This window comes from Sphaerochaeta pleomorpha str. Grapes, from assembly GCF_000236685.1.
In the GTDB taxonomy this organism is placed as follows: domain Bacteria; phylum Spirochaetota; class Spirochaetia; order Sphaerochaetales; family Sphaerochaetaceae; genus Sphaerochaeta; species Sphaerochaeta pleomorpha.
Genome location: NC_016633.1, coordinates 40401 through 62624, shown reverse-complemented (window position 1 = coordinate 62624; position 22224 = coordinate 40401). Strand labels below are relative to the sequence as shown.

Sequence of the window (22224 nt, the reverse complement as noted above, 5' to 3'; positions counted from 1 at the left end):
ATTACTGAGTCATAACATCTTTTTACAGGGAAGTCCAAATATCGCCAAAGGGGATTTCTCCTGTTACAATGAGTATGGCGGAACATCGGTTTTATGAAAGACAGAAACAGTCAGTGCTACTATTCTGTTTTCCGGAGAACAAGAACCATGGAAAAAACGCAAACGAAACTGAGAATATCGACTGTTTTCCTTTTGTTCCAAACCATTGTCTGGTTGGTTTTTACGTTCATCTCGATGTCACAGGTAAAATCAGAATGGACCTCAGGGGATTTCCTGCGGTGGGCATCACACCCTGATATTTTCTTTTTGATAAATTATGGTAATGCAACCTTGCTCACGCTTGTTGCCGTGTGGTTCTTCTACAATTTATTATCATATTTGGATTTTGAATTTGGAAACTACAAGAAAACCTGTTTTACCTTTGTAATTCTCTATGGTGCGCTCAATGTATGTTGCTATGCGAGTCAAGTTTTCCTTATTCCCTCTCTGGCCCAGAAGACTTTGGCAACAGCTGAGGATTTTGACTTCATGGTAAATTTCATCCATGCCTATTCTTTTTCCCTGGTTGCCTTTGCCAATGGTCTGGCATATGCGGTTCTGGGAATTCCGTCCCTGCTTGCCGGCCTTTCCCTTTTTGGAAATAATAAAAAGGTCTCTGGGGTTCTCCTGATCATGAACGGGGTTTTCTGCCTTATCGGTCTGCTTGGTTTTATTATAAAGAGCCGCTATCTTATGCTGGGAACCATGCTAGGGGGAATAGCATTTCTTTTCTCACTGGGTGCAATACTGATTGAATGCAAAGACAAACGTGAGAAAGCATAGTACTGTTCTAGCAAGGGGAACTATTGCAAATGTACAAACTTACCATCCAGATTGGAATTTGGGCAAGCATACTTGGGATTCTTAGTGGAATAATCGAATTAAGTATCGGATTCCTGATCAGAGAGTGGATCGGGAACAAGGAAAATCCGGTTATTCTGGGGTTTGTGACCCTGTTGTTGAGTGTTCTTGCCTTGGTGTCAATCCTTTCAGCGCGGAGTCTCCCCTCCTTGGGGAATAACAGCAGGCTGGCAATTTTCCTGGGTGTATTCATTCCCTCAGTTATCTGCTTCACAACCGTGGGGAGACTTTGGTATATTCCAGGTCCAATGTTGCTAGCTACCGCATTTCTGCTGGCCTACTCTTTCTGGATACAACCTGCCCCCCTTGGCTCTACAGACTTGGCTGCAGGCAATGGATTACTCTTTCGCTTGCTAGGCATCCTAGGGGCAATCCTCATACTTTCCGCTTTTGGCCTGGCTTTCTTCAAACCCTTGTTCGCTCTGTTCCAAACAGAAACTAGCATGGGGGGAAAACAGTATCGTTTTGAGATTTTGCCCATGGATTTTATTCGCAGGACAGTTATTTCCAGTGCAGGAAACACCAGTGAGGATTTCGAAGTGAGTTTGGTGAGAATCGTGCAGATTTTACTGGTATTGGGTGCTTCCATTTCCTTGACCGCCAGCCTTGTGGCCTCTCGCCTGTTTCTGGGGGTCGGTTGTCTTGTTTCTTTTTCCGCCCTTGCCCTGTTTCTTTTCTCCCTCCCCACAATTCTACAACAGGCACAATTCCCTCTCGAGGGATATATTTCCCTTTTGGGCTCTTTATCTCTGGGATGGTATATCTCTTTGCTTGGAATGATTCTATTCTTCATTGCCTGGATACAACCCATTTTCTTGCGAGCAGGAAGATAATCTTTGCAAACTATACTCGTTTGTCTTTCACCTGGAAAAGAGTGTAGGCTGAAATATCATTCGAAGAGAAAACGAGGAAAATAAAATATTTTCATATGTAACCGTCTGGATACTTGACCAAGATGGTGCCAATTTGTATAGTCCAAGTAACCATTAGGTTACATACTTTACAAGAGGAATTACTATGAGAAAATGTATAGCTTTTTTGTTACTCACGATAGTTTTGAGCACAGGTTGCTCTACAGGCACGAAGGAAATATCCTATGGAATGGATACTGTGGACCCGACTCTTTCACAGGTAGAAATCCTGGTAAACCCAGGTCCCGACTACCTGCATGAGTTCCCTCTCTTTTTGTTTATTTCCCTGCATAACCCGCCGCAGATGGTTTTATGGGCAGAGACCACCGAGGGCCAATTCATAGACACCTTGATGGTAACCGAGAAAATCGGAACGATGAAATGGATGAAGGCATCGAAAGATCCAGTCGGAGATGGCCAGATCAGGCGGCTGGAAGCCCTTCCTGTATGGGAATGGAAACGTGGGGTGCTTGCTTCTGATGGTCTGCCCCTGCCGACCAGTGACACTCCAATGCCCGATGCTATCACCCATGCCTCCCCTAAAGCTGATTTCTCGGTAAGGACCGACTTAGCAAAATCCTACGATGAGGTATATCTGTATTTCGAGGTAAACCATTCAACCGATTTCAACGATACATATACAGCTGATGAACAGATTGGAAGCGAAAACTACAATGGAGGCGTAATGGGAAGTGGGCAGCCCGCTTTGGTCTACCGAGCCTACGTAAATTTCACCAATCCTGAACTATCGAGCAAAACCTTTGAACTCATTGGCCACAGCTCTCCCTCGGGAACAGATGGAAACATCTATACCGATATGCAGGGAATTGACAGTGCCCTGGGGATCATCGAATCAATTTCCCCCAAGGTTTACAAAGCAAACTGAAAAAGAACAAGGAAAATTTAATGAAAAAATCACGTGTTTTATCTAGTTCCCTACTAGTTGCAATGGTAGTGCTGCTAGTACTTCAGTCCTGTAGCATGCAAAGCTTGGAATTCGAAACGGGAAGCCTCAAGATAACAATGGAAAGCGGAGATGAATGGCTCCACGATTATCCCCTTTTGGGTCCCATTGCCATGAAGAATCCCCCTACCTTTGCCCTGTGGGTTACCGATGAATCGGACAACTATATCGATACCATTTTCGTTACCAAGAAATTCGGCGAGGTATCCTGGATTGCCAATGATGACCCGCGCGAAGAAGCTTTGCCTCTCTATTCCTTTGTACGGGGTGGACAACCTACGAAAGAAACTCCTGCACCCGATGAAATAACCGGGGCTACCCCATTGGCTTCCAGTTCCTACAAGGTAATACCCTCCTCCGATTTGAAAAAATGTAAACTCTACCTGGAGATCAACCATTCCTTGGATTACAACAGCTTTTTCCTTGAAGGGGTAAACGATATGAACGCCTCAAATTATTCTGGGGGAATCGGGGGAAGCGGACAACCTGCCTTGGTATACTGTGCAGTTATCGATAGAGAAAGCGATGCATCAAAAACCGTCGAATTCGAACTTGTCGGTTATAGCGAACCGGGAAAGGCAGGAAATGGTACCATCTATACTGATCTTTCCCAGATTACAACCGCAAAAGACATTGTCAAAACGGTAAAGGTACAGGTCTTATGAAAATAATTGGATCAAAAACAAATCCCGCTTTTTTGTTAGGTATAATGTTGCTCTTGATTGCTTCACTACAGAGTCTGGGAGCAACCGAGGTTACCCAACAATCGCAAATAACGGTAAAGGATCTTACCTATGGTGTACGTTTTGATTACTCTACCTATATGGCAAGTTCAATCCAAGGTGGCGTGTCCTTTGTCAAGGAAGCAGAAAGCCTTCCTCTCGGAGGGGTAGTCCGTATCCGTCAGAGCTTCTTCCTGCCCTCTTCGCCGTTTGAGTTGGGAGTATTTGGAGAATTGACAGGTTTTAATTCCGATGGAGGCTTTCTCATTCTTCCTGCCCTCGGCGTCGACCTTGGATGGCATTTTACGTTCCTTAGGCAGGATCTGCTTTTCACCATTGGCTGCCGATATGGGTATGTCGAATACAGTGAAGGCTATCAAGGAAGTGAATTGAGTGTCGAAAGGATCGACAGGATTACCAGTAAGGCTCTCCATTTTGGACTTGCCTGGAGGTTCTAGGCAGAAGCTATCAGTATTTCCTACTTACGTATGAAATCCATTTTTACAGCCTGTAACAAGCAGTTGTGTTGCAGGCTGTTTTCCTACTACTTTTTGTAGGCAAAGAAAGATTGGCTTGAAGGAATCAACAATTTTGCTACTTAGACAGGGGAAGTTAAGGCCTTTTCAAAAAAGGTTGCAAGTGTGGAACAAATCCTATCCCAGCCTTCCTTGCTTTGGATATCTACCCCATTGAACATCTGCACGGTAGTAGAGCGCATGGTAAGGTAGTAGATGGCTGCAGACGTAATAGCCAAGGCTGACTGCAAATCAAAGGCATCCATCTTCTCTTTCCCTGCAAGATTTGAGAACAGAACCTTCGACTGTTCGGTAACTTCCAATCCTTGCTGTTCCCTCGCTTCTGCGAAGGTCCTAGTCATTTCGTTTTCCTCGCTTAATTCCTGTATCATTAATTTCTGGGCAAGGGAATCGTTCTGCAAATTCTGGTGAAGGCTTTGAAAGATTTCAACGAGATACTCTTTGAGGTCAATTTTTCCCTCGGTTTGTGGCAGGGAAAAGTCTATCAATTTTGTTTGGGTCAGGTCGAGTTCATTAGCGGCGGCGCGCATGAGGCCGGGAAGACCGTCAAAATACCGATAGATCAAGGCTTTGTTCACCTTGGCTTGAGCTGCTATGGCATTGATTCCCAAAGATGCAAAGCCATCGGTTTTCAATAATTCGATGGTTGCATTGATAAGTCGCTGCTGGGTCTGTTCTTTGTTTCTTTCCCGTTTTGGTGTAACTGTGTCCATACTTTATAGTAACCTTATGGTTACAAAAATGCAATGCCCTTTTTTATCTGGGAAAATGCTGGAGAATCATGAAAACCAAAGGTATACTACAACACAAAAAGGATACACCATGCAAGTGACTACTCTTCTCAGACGTTCTCCTTGGATTGTGATGGGAGGGAGAACCCTACTGTTTCTCACGTTCCAAGCTTTCATTGCCTTGCTGTTTCTGGTTTTAGGGAGCCGGCAAGCATGGAGCTCGGCTTCAGCCTGGTGGACGCTTTTTGTGACCTTCACGAATTTTACTTGCCTATACTTTCTGGTTCGTCTCTTCAAAGCCGACAATAGAAAGTATAGAGATATTTTCAAGTTTGAAAGGCCATCACTGAAAAAGGATACATTGGTTTTTGCAGGCAGCCTTCTTCTCATTATTCCTATTTCAATGGCCCCGAACCTATTGCTTGCAAAAGTACTCTTTGGCGGCATGCAAATCCCTATGGGAATGTTTCTGCTTCCTTTACCGAAATGGGCGATATACTCAGTGGCCTTGGTTTTATTCCCCCTTACCCAAGCTCTGGTAGAACTTGCTTTTTATTTCCTCTACTGCATGCCAAAAATCGAAGAAAAGACAGACAACGCGGTTTTGGCTTACTGCAGTTGCTGTGTCTTTCTTGGTTTCCAGCATAGCATGATCCCTTTTCTGCCTGACTGGCGATTCATTCTCTGGCGTGCCTTGATGTTCCTTCCTTTCGCTTTTTTTGTAGGAGCCCTGCTCAGATGGAGACCAAGGATGCTTCCCTATCTTGCACTGTTACATTTGTTTATGGATTTCAGTGCAGCAATCATGTATGTCACAGGGGTGTACTAGGACACTAGAAAATCGTCTCGGGGGAACTCCCTTTGGACCAATGCAAAAAGGTATGATATGGTAAGAGCAGTAGGGAAAAAGTCCAGCTACTGTTAGGTTTAACTGGCATATTCTGCACAGTAAGGAGTTCTCGCAATGGAAAAACGGTATTTTGAAGAATTGGATATTAGCACCTCTTTACTCGGTTTCGGGGCAATGCGCCTCCCTCTTACCGAGGATGGGAAGATCGATGAGCCTTTGGCTGAAAAAATGCTCGACCTTGCAATTGCGAACGGAGTGAACTATATCGACACTGCCTATCCTTACCATAATGGGGATAGCGAGCCTTTTGTGGGCAGGGTATTGAAAAAATATGCAAGGGATTCGTTTTTCCTTGCCACGAAACTCCCCCAATGGCTTATCAAAAACCTTGATGATGCAAAACGGATTTTTGAAGAACAGCTGGTTCGTTTGCAGACAGACTATGTTGATTTCTATCTGCTCCATTCTATGGACTGGAAAGCTTTTGAGAGGATGGTGTCCTATGGGGTGGTTGCCTACCTACAAGATCTGAAAAAGGAAGGAAAAATCAGATACCTTGGATTCTCCTTCCACTCCTCCTATGAGGATTTCGAAAAAATGCTTACCTATACCGATTGGGATTTCTGCCAACTCCAGTATAACTACCTCGATACAGAGGATCAGGCGGGGCAACGTGGCTATGACCTTACCGAGAAACTGGCAGTTCCTCTCATTGTCATGGAACCTATAAAAGGAGGATCCCTTGCGCAACTTCCCCCCGACCTTGAGAATAAGCTGAAATCTTTGGACAGTGAAGCTTCTTCTGCTTCCTATGCCCTGCGGTGGGTTGGCAGCCATGATAATGTCAAGGTCATTTTGAGCGGGATGTCCACGCTTGAACAGGTGGAGGATAATCTCAAGACTTTCAAGAATTTCAAACCTTTGGATAAGAAGGAAGCAAAGACTGTGCTGGAAATCAGCAATATCATGAAAAGCCGTGCCGGGAATGGTTGTACCGGTTGCAAGTACTGTATGCCGTGTCCTTTCGGTGTCGATATTCCAGGTAATTTTTCCCTCTGGAACAAGTACCGGATGTTCCAGAATTTTGAAGCTGTGAAAAACAGCTGGCAAAATGAAGCAAGCCAGAAGGAAAGACCACTTTCTTGCACAGAGTGCGGCAGGTGTGTGCCTCTTTGTCCGCAGCATATCGATATTCCAAGCGATTTGAAACGGGCCCAGCAGGAATTGTCCAGTCCGCAATGCTAACAGGATAGAACCGAGTAACAAAGTGTACAAAAACTGCCCGGATTCATTCCAGGCAGTTTTTGTTTCCCCTTTCTTCTTTTTTTTCTGGTTGCACCCCCTTTCTAGGGCAAAGGGCTCGTTATTTTTTGAGCTATACTTTATTGTTGTCATTCGTCATCATGTTGTCAGGAGAAGTTATAGGTATGGAAGAATTGGATAGAGCGAAAGGAGCCTTGCTGGGCTTATTTGTCGGTGATGCCCTGGGAACCCAGTGTGAAGGTTTGCTGGAAGCCGACCTTGTCACAGATTTCCCTCAGGAAATTGGGGAAATGTACACCAAGGATCGTATCTTTGGGGAATGTGGAGAAATTACCGAAGGGAGTGAACTCGCAATCCTGCTTGCACAAAGCATTCTTCTGAACAACCGTTTCGATGCCGACAATATCAAGGGTGCCTACCGAAAATGGCTGGGGGAAGACCCCTCATTGGTAAGGCCTTCGTTGAAAATTGCATTGGAAACTTCCCCGCTTCCCAAAAGCGATTCAAATGGTGATTTGGTCCGCATTATTCCTGTGGCAATCTATGGGGCAAGCAAGCCCTTGAAAACCCTGATGGAAATGGCAGAGACAGAGTGTATGATTACCCATCTAAGCCAAGTCTGCATTGATAGCAGTAAGCTCTATGTCCTAGCCCTTGCCAAGGTAATCACCGAAGAAGTCGGCAAGGAAGAGCTGGTTGGATATTTGCAGGTTTGCGCTTCGAAATATCATTTTGACGACCGGATTCAGAACACCCTCAGAAGTGTAATGAAAACCACACCTATTGCCTGCGATGGCAAGGATAAGGATTCTGTCTTGCTTGCCTTGCATGTTGCACTCAAGGCCTTTCTCGAAACGTCTTCCTTTGAAGAAGGTATGCTACAGATTATGATGAAAGGTGGTTCCGCCTGTTCCAATGCAGCTATCTATGGAGCTCTGGCCGGGGCTTTTTATGGTCCGGACTCCATTCCCGACCGATGGGCAGATGAGTTGCAGGCTCCTGACAGCCTCTCCAGGTTTTTAAGAAAGCAGGCTGCCCACAGAAGACTGAATATGAATCTGCTCTCCATGGCAGAGGACCTTGCCCAAGGCCTGCTCAAGGAATAGGAACCTTCCGGCACGAATAAAATATTACCGTAGATAGGTATGTCGGAGCATCGCTCTTTGAGCTATTCCTTCTCGCAATTCCTTTGATTATTGCAGGTAAAATAAAGAGCTATCCCTCTTGTCTTGTAGGTGTCACGAATCTTTCATGACTCCCAACTGACAATACAGGATAGCTTTTTTCAACCCCATAGGCTGCCAGACAAAAGCCCGACAGAGAGGTCACTATTAGAAATACCTTATTGGGCGTACAAGCAAAATATCCGTTTTCCAAAACGCGTATATGTTATCATACGTAGGATTTACTGTAGTACTGAACAGACGACCCGCTGCATATATCGCTGGTTCATAACCATACTGGATAGATTCATTGGAACTCCAGTAATTACTTCCATCTAGATTGAGATTTCCTATGAGTGCACTATTATGATACAGCAGAGTTAACTCACCTAGAGAGGGCAGGAACCAATCAGCATAGCCACCTCCAGTATAGGAGCGAGCAAGACCTGCAGCATAACTGGTAGAAACCGCTCCTTGTTTTGCAATAATTGCATTGGTATTTGCTAAACCGGCACCTACCGAGGTATTTGACACGCCTACAAGCTCATTAGTTCCATTGTACCAGCGAATCGAACCTTGGTTATTTTTCGCTGCAATTATGCCATGGACTTCACCACTGACATATCCAAATCCTGAAGTGTAGAGATAGGCAACAACTCCGCCTTGATAATAGTCTCCAATTGAAAGAGCCTGTTCAGATATAGAAATCTCTTTCGAAGGTCCAGCATACGTAGTGTTTGTCTCCTTTTTCCTGAACTGGACTTTTGTAGCGGTTGTAACATCAGAGCCTACCAAAATCATCGCCCTGCCGCGGCTATCCACTTCAACATCTGCATAACTACCATATGGCGAACCATTGAGAGAAACACAGGCTTCAATTCCGGCAAGGTTTTCAGTAAAACCTGTGAAGTTTATGATTGTTTGGGTTGCAGGCAAGGATGGGAAATATCCGAGGGGAGAATCACTTATGGATTCTCCAGCATTTTTTTCTACCACAGCTGTTGCCAAGCTGGTAATGCTCCCCTGGTAATTGGAACCACCTGCGGTCGCGGTTACCGTAATAGTATATCCGGTATCAGAAGCAGTGAGGATATAGGTCGTACCGGTTGCACCGCTTATCGCAACTCCACCACGTTTCCACTGGTAGGTCGGCGTCCCTGCATTAGTCAGGCTCGCTACCGCTGTCAAGGTTTCACCATATTTGGCTGTACCGGTAATCGAGACAGTTCCTGTCATGGTGGCCTTGGTGATAGCAGCAGTAGTCGTAGCTGTGGTTGCCGAAAGCGAATAGTTGGATGCCTTCGCACCAGAAAGCGTTATCCCGGTCACATTCACTGTCTTGGAAGAACCTGCATTGACATCGGCGAAAGCGAAGGTACCGGTTGCACTTACCTCATCCGAACCGACAATCCCTCCTAAAGACAGACTTCCGGTGGCATTGATTGTCCCGTCGTAGAGCTTCCCATCAGCCGCCGCTGTAACGGTGAGCGTCTTCTTATAAATCGAAACCCTTCCGGTAGCTGTCGTCGACGCAAGCGAGTAATTTGCTTTCTGTGCACCCGTGAGGGTTATCCCGGTCACGTTGACTGTCTTTATATTACCGGCATTGGCATCCTCAAAAGTGAAGGTACCGGTTACACCGACCTCATCCGAGCCGACGACCCCTCCAATAAAGAAATTCCCCGACCCCTGTGTATTTCCGTCATAAGTCTTGCCGCTTACCATCGTTGTAACCGAGAGCGTCTTCTGCTGGATGGTCAGTGTCCCCGTGTCGCTGGTATCGAAACTGTAATTGTCTGCACTGCCGCCCGCAAGGGTGATTCCATAGGAACCCAAACCGGTGGAGGCTGTAGCCGCAGCAGATGCCGTCGGCGCCACATAGCCACTTGCAGTGGAGGGACTCTCACTATTAACGAATCCGGTGACCGAAACAGCGAGCGAGGGATTGGCTTCACCATAGGATCTCGTGAAATCGCCAACCGTCGCGGTCAAGACTGCCTTGGTGACGGTATCCGTCGTTGCGCTGGTAATCGAACCTGTATAATTCACGCCATCTGCGGTCGCCACAACAGTGATTGCCGACCCAATGTCAGCCGAGGCCAGGGTATAGGTCAAACCTGTTGCCCCGCTTATCACATTCCCACTACGTTTCCACTGGTAGGTCGGCGTCCCTGCGTTGGAAAGACTCGGTTGCGCTGTCAAGATTTCGCCATACCTTGCAGTCCCGGAAACCGACACAGTCCCTGTCATGGTAGCCTTGCTGATTGTAAGTGTCGCACTCTTGCTTGCGATTGCCTCATAGTTCGAGCTGTCTCCGGTGAAGCTTGCAATCACCGTGTAGGTCCCTGCATCGGTCCTCGCATTCCCGCTATAGGAAACAGATACTCCGGGAGGCAGGATGCCCGAGATTGAGAGGGAATGGGGATTCCCATCATAGGTTGGCGATGCCCCGCTGAAGCTGATCTTGCTCATGTCGTAGGTGGCCTTGCCTATGGCAAGTGTCGCACTCTTGCTTTCAATCGCAGTATAGTTCGCACTGTCGCCAGAGAAGCTTGCAACCACCGTGTAGGTCCCTACATCGGTCTTCGCATTCCCGCTGTAGGAAACACTGACCCCGAAGGGCAGGCTACCCGAGATTGAGAGGGACTGGGGATTCCCATCATAGGTTGGCGATGCTCCGTTGAAGCTGATACCGCTCATATCGTAGGTTGCCTTGCCGATGGCAAGTGTCGCACTCTTGCTTGCGATTGCCTCATAGTTCGAGCTGTCTCCGGTGAAGCTTGCAATCACCGTGTAAGTCCCTGCATCGGTCATCGCATTCCCGCTATAGGAAACAGATACTCCGGAAGGCAGGGTGCCAGAGATTGAGAGGGAATGGGGATTCCCATCATAGGTTGGCGATGCCCCGCTGAAGCTGATCTTGCTCATGTCGTAGGTGGCTTTGGTGATAGCAGCAGTAGCCGTAGCTGTGGTTGCCGAAAGCGAATAGTTTGATGCCTTTGCACCAGAAAGCGTTATCCCGGTCACGTTGACTGTCTTCGAGGTACCAACATTGGCATCGGCGAAGGCATAAGTGCCTGTTGCACGTACCTCATCCGAACCGACAACCCCTTCCAAAGACAGAATTCCGGTAGCATTGATTGTCCCGTCGTAGACCTTCTCTGTAGCGGTAGCTGAAACGGTGAGCAGCTTCTTTTCTATAACGCCCGCTACCGTTTTATTAACAGGCTTGAAATAGTTGTCTTTGTCACCTCCGCTTAGTGTGTACCCGACAGATATGGTTTTTTCATTCTCCGCAGTGGTTGAATCATAGCTTGCTGTTGCACTCACTGTTACAGCATCTGTTCCATTAATTCCAATCAGAGCGCCCGCAGTCACGGTACCCGCGATACCGACAGTTCCGTCATATACTTTGGTTGTGGTCAACGTCGGGTCTGCGACGGTAAGCTGTTTCTTCTCGATTACGCCAGCAACTGTTTTGTCTACCGGCTTCTTGTAGTTCTCCTTGTCTGCCCCATCCAGTGTATAGGTTACTGTTATGGTTTTCCCATTCTCTGCATTGGTTGAATCATAGCTTGCTGTTGCACTCACTGATACAGCATCTGTTCCCTTTACCCCGATCAGAGCACCCGCAGTCACGGTACCGGTGATATCGATAGTACCGTCATAGACTTTGGTGGTGGTCAACGTCGGGTCTTCGATTGTCAGTTGGATCGGTTCATATTCCGGTATTGTTATCGCAAGGGGTTCACTTGCATCAAAGCCTCGAGCTGCGGCATACCTGACCAGATAGGTTCCCGGAGGCAAAATAGTTTCACCTTCGGTACAGGCAACATAGGCCTCATCCCCAGACGAAGCAAGCTTGTATTCCATTTTTGCCGTAGTATCTTTAATCTTGCCATCAGTGGTATCAAAACGAGAGGGGGATAACAGCGTGAAATCTGTAACCTCTGGGTCTGGCTGGGTAAACACAACCAGCAAGGTAGTGTCCAGAACCTGTCCTTCCTTGAGATTAACTTCCTGTGTCCCGGTACCAATCTGCGTACTTCCACTGTCAAAGGCTTTTACCGTAAGCGACCATGTCCCAGGCTTCAAGGATGACAAGTCAACGTTGAGGGATTCAGGGACTTCAGGATTAAGCGTTACGCTTCCTTGTGTCCCAGTCAAAGTATAGGAGGCAACGGAGACCTCGTGGTTGTCTAATTCGATATGGAGGGAAATCTTTCCCAGTTTCTCCATCATGTCGCTACAACCGACAAAGCAAAGCAATATCGATACAATTACCAGTAATATATGTTTTTTGTTAGTCTTTTTCATGGCAACCCCCTAGAAATTGAACCGAAGGCCGCTCTGGCAGCCGAACATCGTCCCGATATCCCCATCCTCGAAGAAAAGGACTCCCAAAGGGGCAAAGAACAACTCGTATTTGTCCCCGAGTGCAAAGCACAGGTTCAAGGAAAGGCGAACCTGCTGGTCTGCAAACACCTCGAATTTGTTTTCACCGTCTTCATCGAAGTCTGCATCGAAAATATGGAATAGAACCCCATACCCGAGTTCGGGGGTAACCTGCATTTTGCTACCGAGCGAAATTTTGTACCCCATCCCGACTGAGAGCCCTATTGCCTGCATGGAATCGACCCAGTCAGTCTCAGAAGGTCCCCGGCTATAGGTTGCTTCGCCATATCCGATGAGCTTTTTCTCTGTGTCCAAGGCAACGTTCATTTTGAGACCCGCTCCCAGTACATAGGAGTAATAGGTTGCACTCTTCCCATAGGGGTACAGGCCATAAAGCTTCACCTCAAGAGAATCGACAAAGCTTGTCTTTTTGGTGGCAGGAAGGGAAACACCCCAGGTATTTTGCGTTGGATTGTATGTGTATAGGTAGCTATCGCTCCACGTGGCAAGATCTTCGCTTTGCTGCACGTACAATGCATCATTAATACTGTCAAACCCTTCAAGGACAATACTAGGACTGGAAATATCGGCTTGTGTCCACAAACCATCACTGTTTTGTCCGCTCTGGTAACGAAAGGCCTTTACCGTCTCAGATGTCGGTTTGATCAAAATATTGAGAGGATTCTTTGTATGTTCGGGAATCAAAGCTCGTTTGTTTTCCTCGAGCAAAACATTCCAAGCCTTCTTAGTGGAATCGTATCGATACGTATAGGTACCACTCCAAGTTACAAAATCTTCGGTTTGCTGCACGTATAATGCATCATGTATGCTGTCAAAGCCTTCAAGGACAATACTAGGACTGGAAATATCGACTTCTGTCCATAAACCATCACTGGTTGGCCCACTCAAGTAACGAAAGGCCTTTACCGTCTCAGACGTCGGTTTGATCAAAATGCTTAGGGGATTTCCCGAAGCAAAGACATATACGGCAGATACAAAAAATAGAAAACCAATACAAACTGATTTTCGCAATCTAGAAACCATCACCACACCCCCGAAAGTAACTCCTGAAGCCATTTTGCATAGCATCAGGAAGAATCAATACAGTACGTACTGAAGGGGAAGCCTAGCAGGACCATCAAAAAAATGGGACGATTTTCCTAAAAGACGCGATTTTCTACTTAAAAAACCAATGGTGATAGGTATTCAGATAAGCAATCTCACTCTGAACAGACCGTTCTCAACATGGTAGAGCAACTCTGCAGCATGTGCGTTTGCAAACGCACAGATGCTCTTAGTCCCTACCCCATGGCCTTCCTGACTTGAAAAAGGAAGCCCATCCTCACCTAATGTCACAGTATCGACACAAGGATTGCACATCTCGAGCATCAACCTTCCTACCTGCAGGCAGGTAACATGAATATATCTTTCTTGGCCTTCCGGCAAGAGAGCAACGCCATGGATGGCATTTTCAAAAAGGTTCGAGACCACTACAGCCAACTCCAAAGAATCGACATCCATATCCAGCGGCAGGGTAAAGTGTATCTTTGTTTGTATTCCCCTCTGCCCTGCCATATCTACATAATAGCTTATAGCGGCGTTTACTGCTTTATTTTCACAATAGTTCTTGTTTGGATGCGGTTGTATTGCATTCTGTTTACGCAAACAGGATACAGCCTCATCCAGGTCACCTTGCTCCAATAGTCCCAGGATCATGCTGTTGAAATGCCGGCGGTCATGGGATGCTATACTGTTCTGACAGGCTACCTTGTCCATAAGTTCCAATTTTTCTGCCATAGTTGAAGCTGCTTGTGAAAGCAGGACCGCATCATTCTGAATTCTCAGGTTCTCATTTTCCAAGGCATAGATTGCCGTGATTTTTTTCAGGGAATAGAAAACAGTGCTATAAGCAGCCAAGGAAAGCGTGACCAACAGAAATAACGGCCACTTACAAACAAGCAAAGTATTCTCAATATCATCCGTAAAGTAAAAGTAATAGGATAAATTGAAGAAAATACATAACACCAAACCTGAAAATACCGGCCAGTTATTGACAACTGATTGATACAAGGGAAGCAAGTATCTTTGGAAGAGAAATATCACGATGCTATAGAATCCCAGCCGAAGGGCAGTATGGGCATACTGGGGATAGGGAAATAATTTACCCAGATGAAAGCTGAGAATGATGATGATCATCAGAATATTGATAGTAGTGATAAAATTGAAACACCACTGCATGAAACTGGACTTTGTCAGAGGTTTCAAAGCAAGGCCGACTACCATAAACATTACAACGTCAAACCTAGACAGTGCGGTTAGGTCTCCAATCCTATAGAACCAGATATTACTGGCAATATTCACCAATAATACGATACTGGCAACGATAACAGTGGTGCATCGGCCAAACTTTGGCTTTGCCAGGGTAAACAGGAGAAATACATCCATGACAGAGGTAACGCTACCCCGAAGGATATTGCTCAGCATATCAATCATCGGGAACTCTCCTTTGCCAGAAGATAGTCCATATAGATATCCCGCACTACACTGTATTGTTTGGCAACGATAGGAACTGTATATCCATTGCGAAGGGTGAATTTGTTTTTACCAAAGCTTTCTACATAGTCCATGTTCAATACGTAGGACGTATGGGGCCTCAAAAAACGCTTATCCTGTAATAACGGTGTAATATGTTGGGCAAAGGTACCCTTGAGGATACACGTGGTAACAATCTTCGCATCTACAAGGGTGTAGATAACCGTGTGGCTTGTATACTCACAATAAACCACTTCAGACAACCTGAGGATGCGCATTCCTTCATGGGTCTTCACCAAGAAGGTACTTTCCCTTTGTACATCCAATTTCGATATTGCCAGAGTAAGGGTTTTGAAGAATTGCTGTTTGTCGATTGGTTTGAGCAAATAATTGATAGGGTTTGCTACAAATGATTGCAAGGCAAAACCAGGTTCGGTGGTAGCATAGATAATCTGAGCCTCACGATCAAGTTTCCTGATAGCCTTCCCTACCTCGATACCATTTACCAGAGGCATCACAATATCGAGGACATAGAGATGGAACCTTTGTTTTTCACAGGTTCTGAGTAGCTCATCGGGATGGAGAAACTGACGAATCGTACATTCATACTGATTCGATTGCATACATTCTGACGTATACAATGCAATGAGAGCCAGCTGATTAGGCTCATCATCGCATAGGGCGATATTCAACATAACCTATCCTTACATACATAATCTGAATTCACCGTGCATACAGAAATTATCTAAAACATCCTGTATACAGCTGCTGCAAACAAAGGGAGGTCCATAAATGAACACTTTAATTCACATTGCCCTCGATGTCCACTGAGATTTTTTCTCCTGTCATGTATTTATTGGTTTATGCCACGATTGCACATCTCTTGGCCAAATTAGGTAAGGTAAACCATCTGCAGAAAGGCAGGACAGAGACAGGGGAGGCTTTTCAAGCTAACCGCCTTTTGGTTTCCGTGAAGCAGAAAATACATTTCTATTCCTTCGTATAGTATGGACCTTCAAGAAACCATCGATGCGATAGCTACTGAGCAATTTGGACTTACCTCGCTTTTTCCCTACCAGAGTCTCGTAATCCAGAGAATCCTGGAACAGGACAAGGAAATGTCAGACCACAAAGGAATGCTGGTCATCCTGCCTACCGGGTCGGGCAAGAGTGTCTGCTTCATGTTACCTTCTTTGTTGGTTTCTGGTCTCACCGTAATTGTCTATCCCCTCCTCTCCTTGATGAACGACCAAGTCCGCCGGTTTGAAAATGGTAAAATCAACTGCGTCTGCATCCGCGGGGGACAGACCAGGGCGCAACGGTCAGAGATTTGGTCTTCTCTGGAGCAAAAAAAAGCCAGGGTTATCATTACAAATGCCGAATGCATGGGAACAACAGAGGTCATCTCCAAGCTTTCCTCATATCAGATCAGCTTGCTGGTTGTTGACGAGGCACATACAGTAGTGCAATGGGGCAAGACATTCCGCCCCTCCTACCAAAACCTGGGAAGTATCATCTCCTTTCTCCGTGTACGACAAATCCTTGCCTTTACTGCCACTGCCAGCGAAAAAATAACTGAGGCCTTGGTTCCCATGTTGTTCTCAAACGTCCGCCCCCATATCGTACGGGGCAACGCCGACAGGGAAAACATCATCTACCATTGCCAAGAAACCCTGTCGAAACCCCATTCCATCGCCATGATCCTCGCTTTTCCTCGCTCCCGTCCGGCGGTAGTCTTTTGTTCTACCAGGCGCGAATGTGAGATTGCCTGCGACCAATTCCTTTCTTCCTACCCTACCGTTCCCTGCCGCTATTACCATGCAGGGTTGAGCAGGGAAGCAAGGTCCTATCTGGAGAACTGGTTCAACGACCAAAAGGGGGCTGTTCTCTTTGCCACCTGTGCATTCGGAATGGGGGTTGATAAAAAAAATATCAGGACAGTTATCCATAGGACCCTGTGCAACAATGCAGAATCCTATCTGCAGGAAAGTGGCCGGGCAGGCAGGGACGGAGCGATTGCCAATGCCTATGTCCTGTTAGGTCTGGAGGAACAGATGCATTATCAAAAAGGAGAACTTTCATTTAATGCACTCTATGCAATCTTTTATCATCGGAACGACTGCTTTCGCAAGCAATTGGTTGCTTTGCTAAACAGCGAAATCGAATCGTGTAATGGTTGCGATTTTTGCAATGGCATCTTCTTCTCCCATCCAGATGGTTACAGACAAATACTGCAGACGGTGAGGGCAAGACCCTTTTCGTATTCTCCTATGCGCCTCTCCACACTTCTCTTGACCAAAGAAAAAGGAGACAGCCGTTCGGGAATCCTTTTTTCCTGGAAAGAACCGGAACTGACCGCTGCCATCGAAATCCTGGTGTTTCAAGGAATACTGCATCTCTCCAAATTGCCCAGACGCAGGTTGTTTCTATCAAGAAAGGCTTTTAGAGAAGCATTGCCATGCAGCCAGCAAAAACAAAGGGGCAAGAACTGACTAGGAAAACCTGGTTGCCAGAAATTTGTGTCCAAGAGAATGAACATTCTCTATAAAATTTTGTTTTTTGTTATATTTTTATCGTTATACGATAATTTTCTATTGATTTGCGAATATTTTTTGTGTATTGTACTCCTACAAGGAGCCACTCATGGAAACACAAGTCCCAAAGCGTACAAAACAATTTGGAATCATAACTGCCATCTTTTTCTGGATTGCCGCTGTAGCTGTGCTTGCTACAACCTTCATTCTGCTTTTCCCCTCACTGGGATTTTGGGCTATCGACCAGATCCAGGGAGAAGGTTTTTCCCTTGCACTGAACCAACCCCTCGAACGAAATGCTCCCTTGGTCATTGCAAGCCTTATTGCCATGTTCTCGACACTTGGTATCCTGTTTCTGATATATAAGATTGCAAATTCCCTTAAAAAAGAAACACCATTCACTCTTGCAAATGCAAAGCGACTAAAGGTAATGGCTCTCTTGTTACTGGTTGCGACCTACTGCAAACAACTGGTCGTGTACCTCATTGCCTCAGGACTGCAGGGACAAGGAATCTCGGGCCGCTTTACCCTGCTTCCCTCGAACCTGATCATTGTCTTGGTCCTGTTCCTGCTTTCCGGCATTTTTCACTATGGTTGCATACTCCAAGATGAGTATGACAGGACAATCTGAGCATGGCTATAATCATACGCCTGGACAGGGTAATGGCAGACAGGAAGATGAGCTTGAACGAATTGTCCCAAAAGGTTGGGATTACCCTTTCAAACCTTTCGAACCTCAAGAATGAAAAAGTCAGTGCAGTCCGGTTGCAGACTATGAATGCAATCTGCGAAGCGCTCTCCTGCCAGCCAGGGGACTTGTTCGAGTTTGTTCCCGATGGAAAGCCCCCGGCCTAAGAATTAGCGAAGTTGTTCGACAAACTGGATGGACAGGCCATCAGGGTCACTGACATAGAAAAAGCGTATGAAGGGATTAGGTTGGAAAGGGCCTGACGTTACTGCGATACCCTTTTCCTGCACCAAGGCCAATTGTTTGTCGAGCGAAGGTACTTCAAAGCCGAGGGAGATATCTTTACCCATATCGGTCTCTTTCTTTCCCCCATGGCAAATCAATTCAACCTTGGTTTCTCCTTTGCCCAGAAAGACAATTTGTGTACCGTTGCCTACTTGCATTTGATTGTCAATCTCCAATCCCACTATCTCTTTATAAAACGAAAGTGAGGTTGCCATATCGCTAACGGTAAGTGTGCTCCAACAGAATTTCATACAAATTCCCCTTATACGTAATCTCTTTGCTTCCCTAGCAACACTAGCTTCGGCTCGATGGAAAGTCGTTTCACTTCCCCCCCGTTGAGTACAGAAACCAATTGCCTGCAGGCAACCTTATACAACTCTCCGCTTTGGATATCTACACTGGCCACAGGCCCTGAAAACAACCGGTAGAACGGAGATGCATCATAGCCAACACTTGGCAGGGAACAAGGCATTTTCAACAGCAACTCAAACAAGGTAAGGTCATTTACCGCAGCAATGGAATCGATTTCCTTACGGCTTACCTTTTCTTTTACAAAGGAAAGAATACCATCGATGGCGTGTTCACTTCCAACCTCGCTATTCAGTATTTCCGCTTTTGGAAAGACTGAAAGGAACCCTTCAAGTCGATGTTTGTGCGCCATGACACTGTCAGTATACCCGGTAATATACAGCGGGGATACACAGCCCCTCTCCTGTAAGAATTTCCCCTGCAACTTTCCCCCGAGCACGTTGTCGGTATAGATGCAATGCTGGTCATGATAGTCCTCCAGATGGTGCGCCAGGACATAGGGAATGGGAAGGCCTTCAAACAGTTGCGCTTCGGCAATTGTATCTACATCATATGCCAAGATCCCATCACATTGGTTGCAAAGGGCAACCAATTCCTGTTTTGAGGAAACCGAATAAAACCGCAGTTGCCAGGAAGATTCCTTAACCGCCTCCTGGATTCCACGCAGGGCCCTGCCGAAAAACCAGTCAAAACTACTCAGGTTTCCCCAGTAATAGGGTCTTGCCCCTTTTTTGATCTCGACAAAGGCAATAACCCCTGTCCCCCTTCTTCTGAGCATTCCGGCGGCTTTGTTCGGAGTGTAGCCAAGCTCTTTTGCAGCTGCAAGTACGGCATCGCGAAGCTGAGGCGATACGCTGCCACTTTTATTGAATACCCTCGATACCGTGGCTGAACTGACCTTGGCTTTCTCGGCTACTTGGTTTCTCGTTGGAGTCATGGACTCTCCTTTTTGGTTTTCAAAGTGTAAACCAGAAATAAAAAGTTTCAATGCTTTCTCCCAAGAAAACCTGGTTACTTGCATTGACAGTAGAGAGGCATTTGAGTAATGTACACGTGTACATTTCCTATTGCAAGACATGTTCGGGAGGAATACGTGGATATACAGTCAGATACGCACAACCGTTACAACCCATTGCTTGGCGAATGGGTGAAAATCTCGCCCCACAGGACAAAGCGACCATGGAACGGCCAAGTGGAGAAACAGCCTGTCGAGGTAAGGCCTACCTACGATGCATCGTGTTATCTTTGCCCGAAAAATGCACGCTCAAAAGGACAGGTCAACCCAGACTATGCAGATACCTTTGTATTCCAGAATGATTTCTCTTCCTTGCTTGAAACCACCGAAAGCGGAAGCCTCGATGAAGGGCCCAACGGGTTACTTCGGGCGAAGAGCGAAAAAGGCATCTGCAAGGTAATCTGTTTCTCACCCCGGCATGATTTGACACTGGCAAAGATGGCAATCAATGAAATTGAGAAAGTGCTCACTGTCTGGGCAGAACAGTATAAGGAACTGGGAGAAAAACCGTTTATCAACCATGTCCAGATCTTTGAGAACAGAGAGGCTATCATGGGGTGCTCGAATCCCCATCCCCACTCCCAGATCTGGGCCGAGGAGATTATCCCTGATATTCCTGCCCGTGAACTGGAAAACCAGAGAACCTATTTTGAAACACACAATACGGCCATGCTTCTTGAATATGCCCAATATGAAAAGCAGAAGAACGAACGGGTATTCGCCAGCAATGATGATTTCATCGCGGTAGTACCGTTCTGGGCAGTTTGGCCTTATGAAGCGCTCATCCTTCCGCTACAAAGGGGCATTACGGACATCGGCACCTTGACCAATGGGGAAAAAACCAACCTAGCTTCACTTATGAAGGAAGTGGGTATACGCTACGACAATCTGTTCGAAACCAGTTTTCCCTATTCCATGGGAATTCACCAGAAACCGACTGATGGCAAAGACTATCCAGGCTGTATTATGCATATTCATTACTTTCCACCACTACTTCGCTCTGCCACAGTCAAGAAATTCATGGTAGGATATGAGATGTTGGCAATGCCACAAAGGGATATTACCGCCGAAGGGGCTGCAAAGACCCTTTGTAGTGTCAGTCCCATCCATTACACAGAAAAAGAGTAGGAGATTCTATGGCAAATCCTCAAACTATCAAAAATGGCGCGTTGCACTCTGTATATCCCTTTTTATACGGATTCGATTTCGATGAAACCGATATGGACAACCGTTTTGCTTCCCTTTTGGAAACCCATGCCGCTTTGTTCTCCAAGACTGATGCCAAGCTCTTCAGCACAGCTGGAAGAAGCGAACTCGGGGGGAACCATACCGACCACAACCTTGGCAAAGTGATAGCCGCTACGATCAATCTCGATACCATTGCGGCAGTCTCGCCTCGAAATGATACAAAGGTTGTCTTGATCAGCGAAGGTTACCCTGCAGTAGAGGTGGACCTTTCCAACCTTGGGAAAGTAAGCAGCGAAGAGAACACGACGCAGGCTTTAGTCCGCGGCATCGGTGCAGCATTCTCCAAGCGCGGCCTTTCCATCGGGGGCTGGGAAGCCAATACGACCAGCAGGGTTCTCAAAGGTTCAGGGCTTTCTTCGAGCGCTGCAATCGAAATCCTGTGCGGAACTATTTTCAACCATCTGTACAATGAGGACGTACTCACTCCAGTAGAGCTTGCAATAATCGGGAAATTCAGCGAAAACGAATATTTCGGCAAGCCTTCCGGACTTATGGACCAGATTGCCTGTGCCAACGGGGGGATTGTCGGTATTGACTTCAGGGACGGTGACAACCCGGTTGTCGTCCCGGTCCCCTTCTCATTCAGCCAACATGGCTATGCCCTGGCAATCGTCGATACTGGGGGAAACCATGCAGACCTTACCCCCGAGTACGCCGCGGTTCCCAAGGAAATGCGTCTTGTCGCAGCCCAGTTTGGTAAAGAGAACCTGCGTCAGATCTCCAAGGAAGAATTTGAGGCTAAATTACCCCAATTGCGGGCAACCCTCAATAATGACAGGGCTTTGCTGAGGGCAATTCATTTCTACAGTGAAAACGAGCGGGTTTCCTCCATGGTTACCGCTTTGCAGAAGAATGATTTCCCTTCCTATCTCGCCTTGGTCAAAGCAAGCGGGGAAAGCTCTTTCTGCTTTTTACAGAACCTGTACCCGGCATCAAACCCCAAAGAACAGGGGTTGAGCCTGGCTATTGCCCTGACAAGGAATATTCTCGGGGAACAATACGTTGCCCGTGTCCATGGCGGAGGATTCGCCGGGACCATTCAGGCCTATGTCCCCCTGAATAAGATACAAAGCTATACCAAATCCATGGAAACTGTCTTTGGAAAGGGAAGTGTCACCGCTATTTGCATCAGGCAAAAACCAACCTGTTGCATCGCAGAATAATGTACTAGGGGACCT

At 46.5% G+C, this 22224-nt stretch carries 21 protein-coding genes; 14 read left to right on the top strand and 7 right to left on the bottom strand.

The window, feature by feature from the left end:
* Positions 1-147 precede the first annotated feature (147 nt).
* The 5 genes from SPIGRAPES_RS00290 (at position 148) to SPIGRAPES_RS00270 (ending at position 3955) form a co-directional block, all read left to right on the top strand.
* A complete protein-coding gene (locus SPIGRAPES_RS00290; protein WP_014268772.1) occupies positions 148-822 on the top strand; it encodes a hypothetical protein in 675 nt (224 codons plus the stop codon).
* Between the two features lie 29 nt (positions 823-851).
* On the top strand, positions 852-1733 hold the full coding sequence (locus tag SPIGRAPES_RS00285) for a hypothetical protein (protein WP_014268771.1): 882 nt from the start codon (positions 852-854) through the stop codon (positions 1731-1733).
* Between the two features lie 184 nt (positions 1734-1917).
* Positions 1918-2697, top strand: a complete 780-nt coding sequence (locus tag SPIGRAPES_RS00280; protein WP_014268770.1) for a hypothetical protein — start codon at positions 1918-1920, stop codon at positions 2695-2697.
* 95 nt (positions 2698-2792) lie between these two features.
* Positions 2793-3440, top strand: a complete 648-nt coding sequence (locus tag SPIGRAPES_RS00275) for a hypothetical protein (RefSeq protein WP_155816629.1) — start codon at positions 2793-2795, stop codon at positions 3438-3440.
* A gap of 32 nt (positions 3441-3472) precedes the next feature.
* On the top strand, positions 3473-3955 hold the full coding sequence (locus SPIGRAPES_RS00270; protein WP_215904760.1) for a hypothetical protein: 483 nt from the start codon (positions 3473-3475) through the stop codon (positions 3953-3955).
* A gap of 140 nt (positions 3956-4095) precedes the next feature.
* Here SPIGRAPES_RS00270 and SPIGRAPES_RS00265 read toward each other — a convergent pair whose 3' ends face one another.
* Positions 4096-4746, bottom strand: a complete 651-nt coding sequence (locus SPIGRAPES_RS00265; RefSeq protein ID WP_014268767.1) for a TetR/AcrR family transcriptional regulator — start codon at positions 4744-4746, stop codon at positions 4096-4098.
* A gap of 109 nt (positions 4747-4855) precedes the next feature.
* Here SPIGRAPES_RS00265 and SPIGRAPES_RS00260 point away from each other — a divergent pair, with 109 nt between their 5' ends.
* The 3 genes from SPIGRAPES_RS00260 to SPIGRAPES_RS00250 all read left to right on the top strand — a co-directional run bounded on the left by SPIGRAPES_RS00260 (position 4856) and on the right by SPIGRAPES_RS00250 (position 7983).
* On the top strand, positions 4856-5593 hold the full coding sequence (locus tag SPIGRAPES_RS00260) for a hypothetical protein (protein ID WP_014268766.1): 738 nt from the start codon (positions 4856-4858) through the stop codon (positions 5591-5593).
* Positions 5594-5728: 135 nt separating this feature from the next.
* Complete coding sequence (locus SPIGRAPES_RS00255; protein ID WP_014268765.1) at positions 5729-6859, top strand: aldo/keto reductase; 1131 nt, start codon at positions 5729-5731, stop codon at positions 6857-6859.
* A gap of 182 nt (positions 6860-7041) precedes the next feature.
* Complete coding sequence (locus SPIGRAPES_RS00250) at positions 7042-7983, top strand: ADP-ribosylglycohydrolase family protein (RefSeq protein ID WP_014268764.1); 942 nt, start codon at positions 7042-7044, stop codon at positions 7981-7983.
* 225 nt (positions 7984-8208) lie between these two features.
* Here SPIGRAPES_RS00250 and SPIGRAPES_RS00245 read toward each other — a convergent pair whose 3' ends face one another.
* From SPIGRAPES_RS00245 to SPIGRAPES_RS00230, 4 genes are all read right to left on the bottom strand, one after another.
* A complete protein-coding gene (locus SPIGRAPES_RS00245) occupies positions 8209-12357 on the bottom strand; it encodes a beta strand repeat-containing protein (RefSeq protein ID WP_014268763.1) in 4149 nt (1382 codons plus the stop codon).
* Positions 12358-12366: 9 nt separating this feature from the next.
* The gene (locus tag SPIGRAPES_RS00240) at positions 12367-13479 is read right to left on the bottom strand and encodes a hypothetical protein (protein WP_014268762.1); all 1113 of its coding nucleotides are present in this window, start codon (positions 13477-13479) and stop codon (positions 12367-12369) included.
* Positions 13480-13641: 162 nt separating this feature from the next.
* The gene (locus tag SPIGRAPES_RS00235) at positions 13642-14928 is read right to left on the bottom strand and encodes a GHKL domain-containing protein (RefSeq protein WP_014268761.1); all 1287 of its coding nucleotides are present in this window, start codon (positions 14926-14928) and stop codon (positions 13642-13644) included.
* Positions 14925-15662, bottom strand: a complete 738-nt coding sequence (locus tag SPIGRAPES_RS00230; RefSeq protein WP_014268760.1) for a LytR/AlgR family response regulator transcription factor — start codon at positions 15660-15662, stop codon at positions 14925-14927. Before SPIGRAPES_RS00230 ends, SPIGRAPES_RS00235 begins: the two co-directional genes overlap by 4 nt.
* Positions 15663-15814: 152 nt before the next feature.
* Here SPIGRAPES_RS00230 and SPIGRAPES_RS00225 point away from each other — a divergent pair, with 152 nt between their 5' ends.
* The 4 genes from SPIGRAPES_RS00225 (at position 15815) to SPIGRAPES_RS00210 (ending at position 18356) form a co-directional block, all read left to right on the top strand.
* Positions 15815-15973 (top strand): hypothetical protein, encoded by a 159-nt coding sequence (locus SPIGRAPES_RS00225; RefSeq protein ID WP_155816627.1) that lies wholly within the window; start codon positions 15815-15817, stop codon positions 15971-15973.
* Position 15974: 1 nt separating this feature from the next.
* A complete protein-coding gene (locus SPIGRAPES_RS00220) occupies positions 15975-17459 on the top strand; it encodes a RecQ family ATP-dependent DNA helicase (RefSeq protein ID WP_014268759.1) in 1485 nt (494 codons plus the stop codon).
* A 151-nt stretch (positions 17460-17610) separates the two neighbouring features.
* A complete protein-coding gene (locus SPIGRAPES_RS00215) occupies positions 17611-18132 on the top strand; it encodes a DUF2975 domain-containing protein (RefSeq protein WP_014268758.1) in 522 nt (173 codons plus the stop codon).
* A 2-nt stretch (positions 18133-18134) separates the two neighbouring features.
* Entirely contained in the window at positions 18135-18356 is a 222-nt protein-coding gene (locus tag SPIGRAPES_RS00210) for a helix-turn-helix domain-containing protein (protein ID WP_014268757.1), read from the top strand.
* 3 nt (positions 18357-18359) lie between these two features.
* On the opposite strand, the gene SPIGRAPES_RS00205 is transcribed toward SPIGRAPES_RS00210, so the two are convergent.
* Positions 18360-18725 (bottom strand): VOC family protein, encoded by a 366-nt coding sequence (locus tag SPIGRAPES_RS00205; protein WP_014268756.1) that lies wholly within the window; start codon positions 18723-18725, stop codon positions 18360-18362.
* Between the two features lie 11 nt (positions 18726-18736).
* Positions 18737-19720, bottom strand: a complete 984-nt coding sequence (locus SPIGRAPES_RS00200; RefSeq protein ID WP_014268755.1) for a LacI family DNA-binding transcriptional regulator — start codon at positions 19718-19720, stop codon at positions 18737-18739.
* Between the two features lie 156 nt (positions 19721-19876).
* Here SPIGRAPES_RS00200 and SPIGRAPES_RS00195 point away from each other — a divergent pair, with 156 nt between their 5' ends.
* Both SPIGRAPES_RS00195 and SPIGRAPES_RS00190 read left to right on the top strand, forming a co-directional pair.
* A complete protein-coding gene (locus SPIGRAPES_RS00195) occupies positions 19877-20926 on the top strand; it encodes a UDP-glucose--hexose-1-phosphate uridylyltransferase (RefSeq protein ID WP_041384340.1) in 1050 nt (349 codons plus the stop codon).
* A gap of 8 nt (positions 20927-20934) precedes the next feature.
* Positions 20935-22209, top strand: coding sequence for a galactokinase (locus tag SPIGRAPES_RS00190; RefSeq protein WP_014268753.1), 1275 nt, complete (start codon positions 20935-20937; stop codon positions 22207-22209).
* Positions 22210-22224 lie beyond the last annotated feature (15 nt).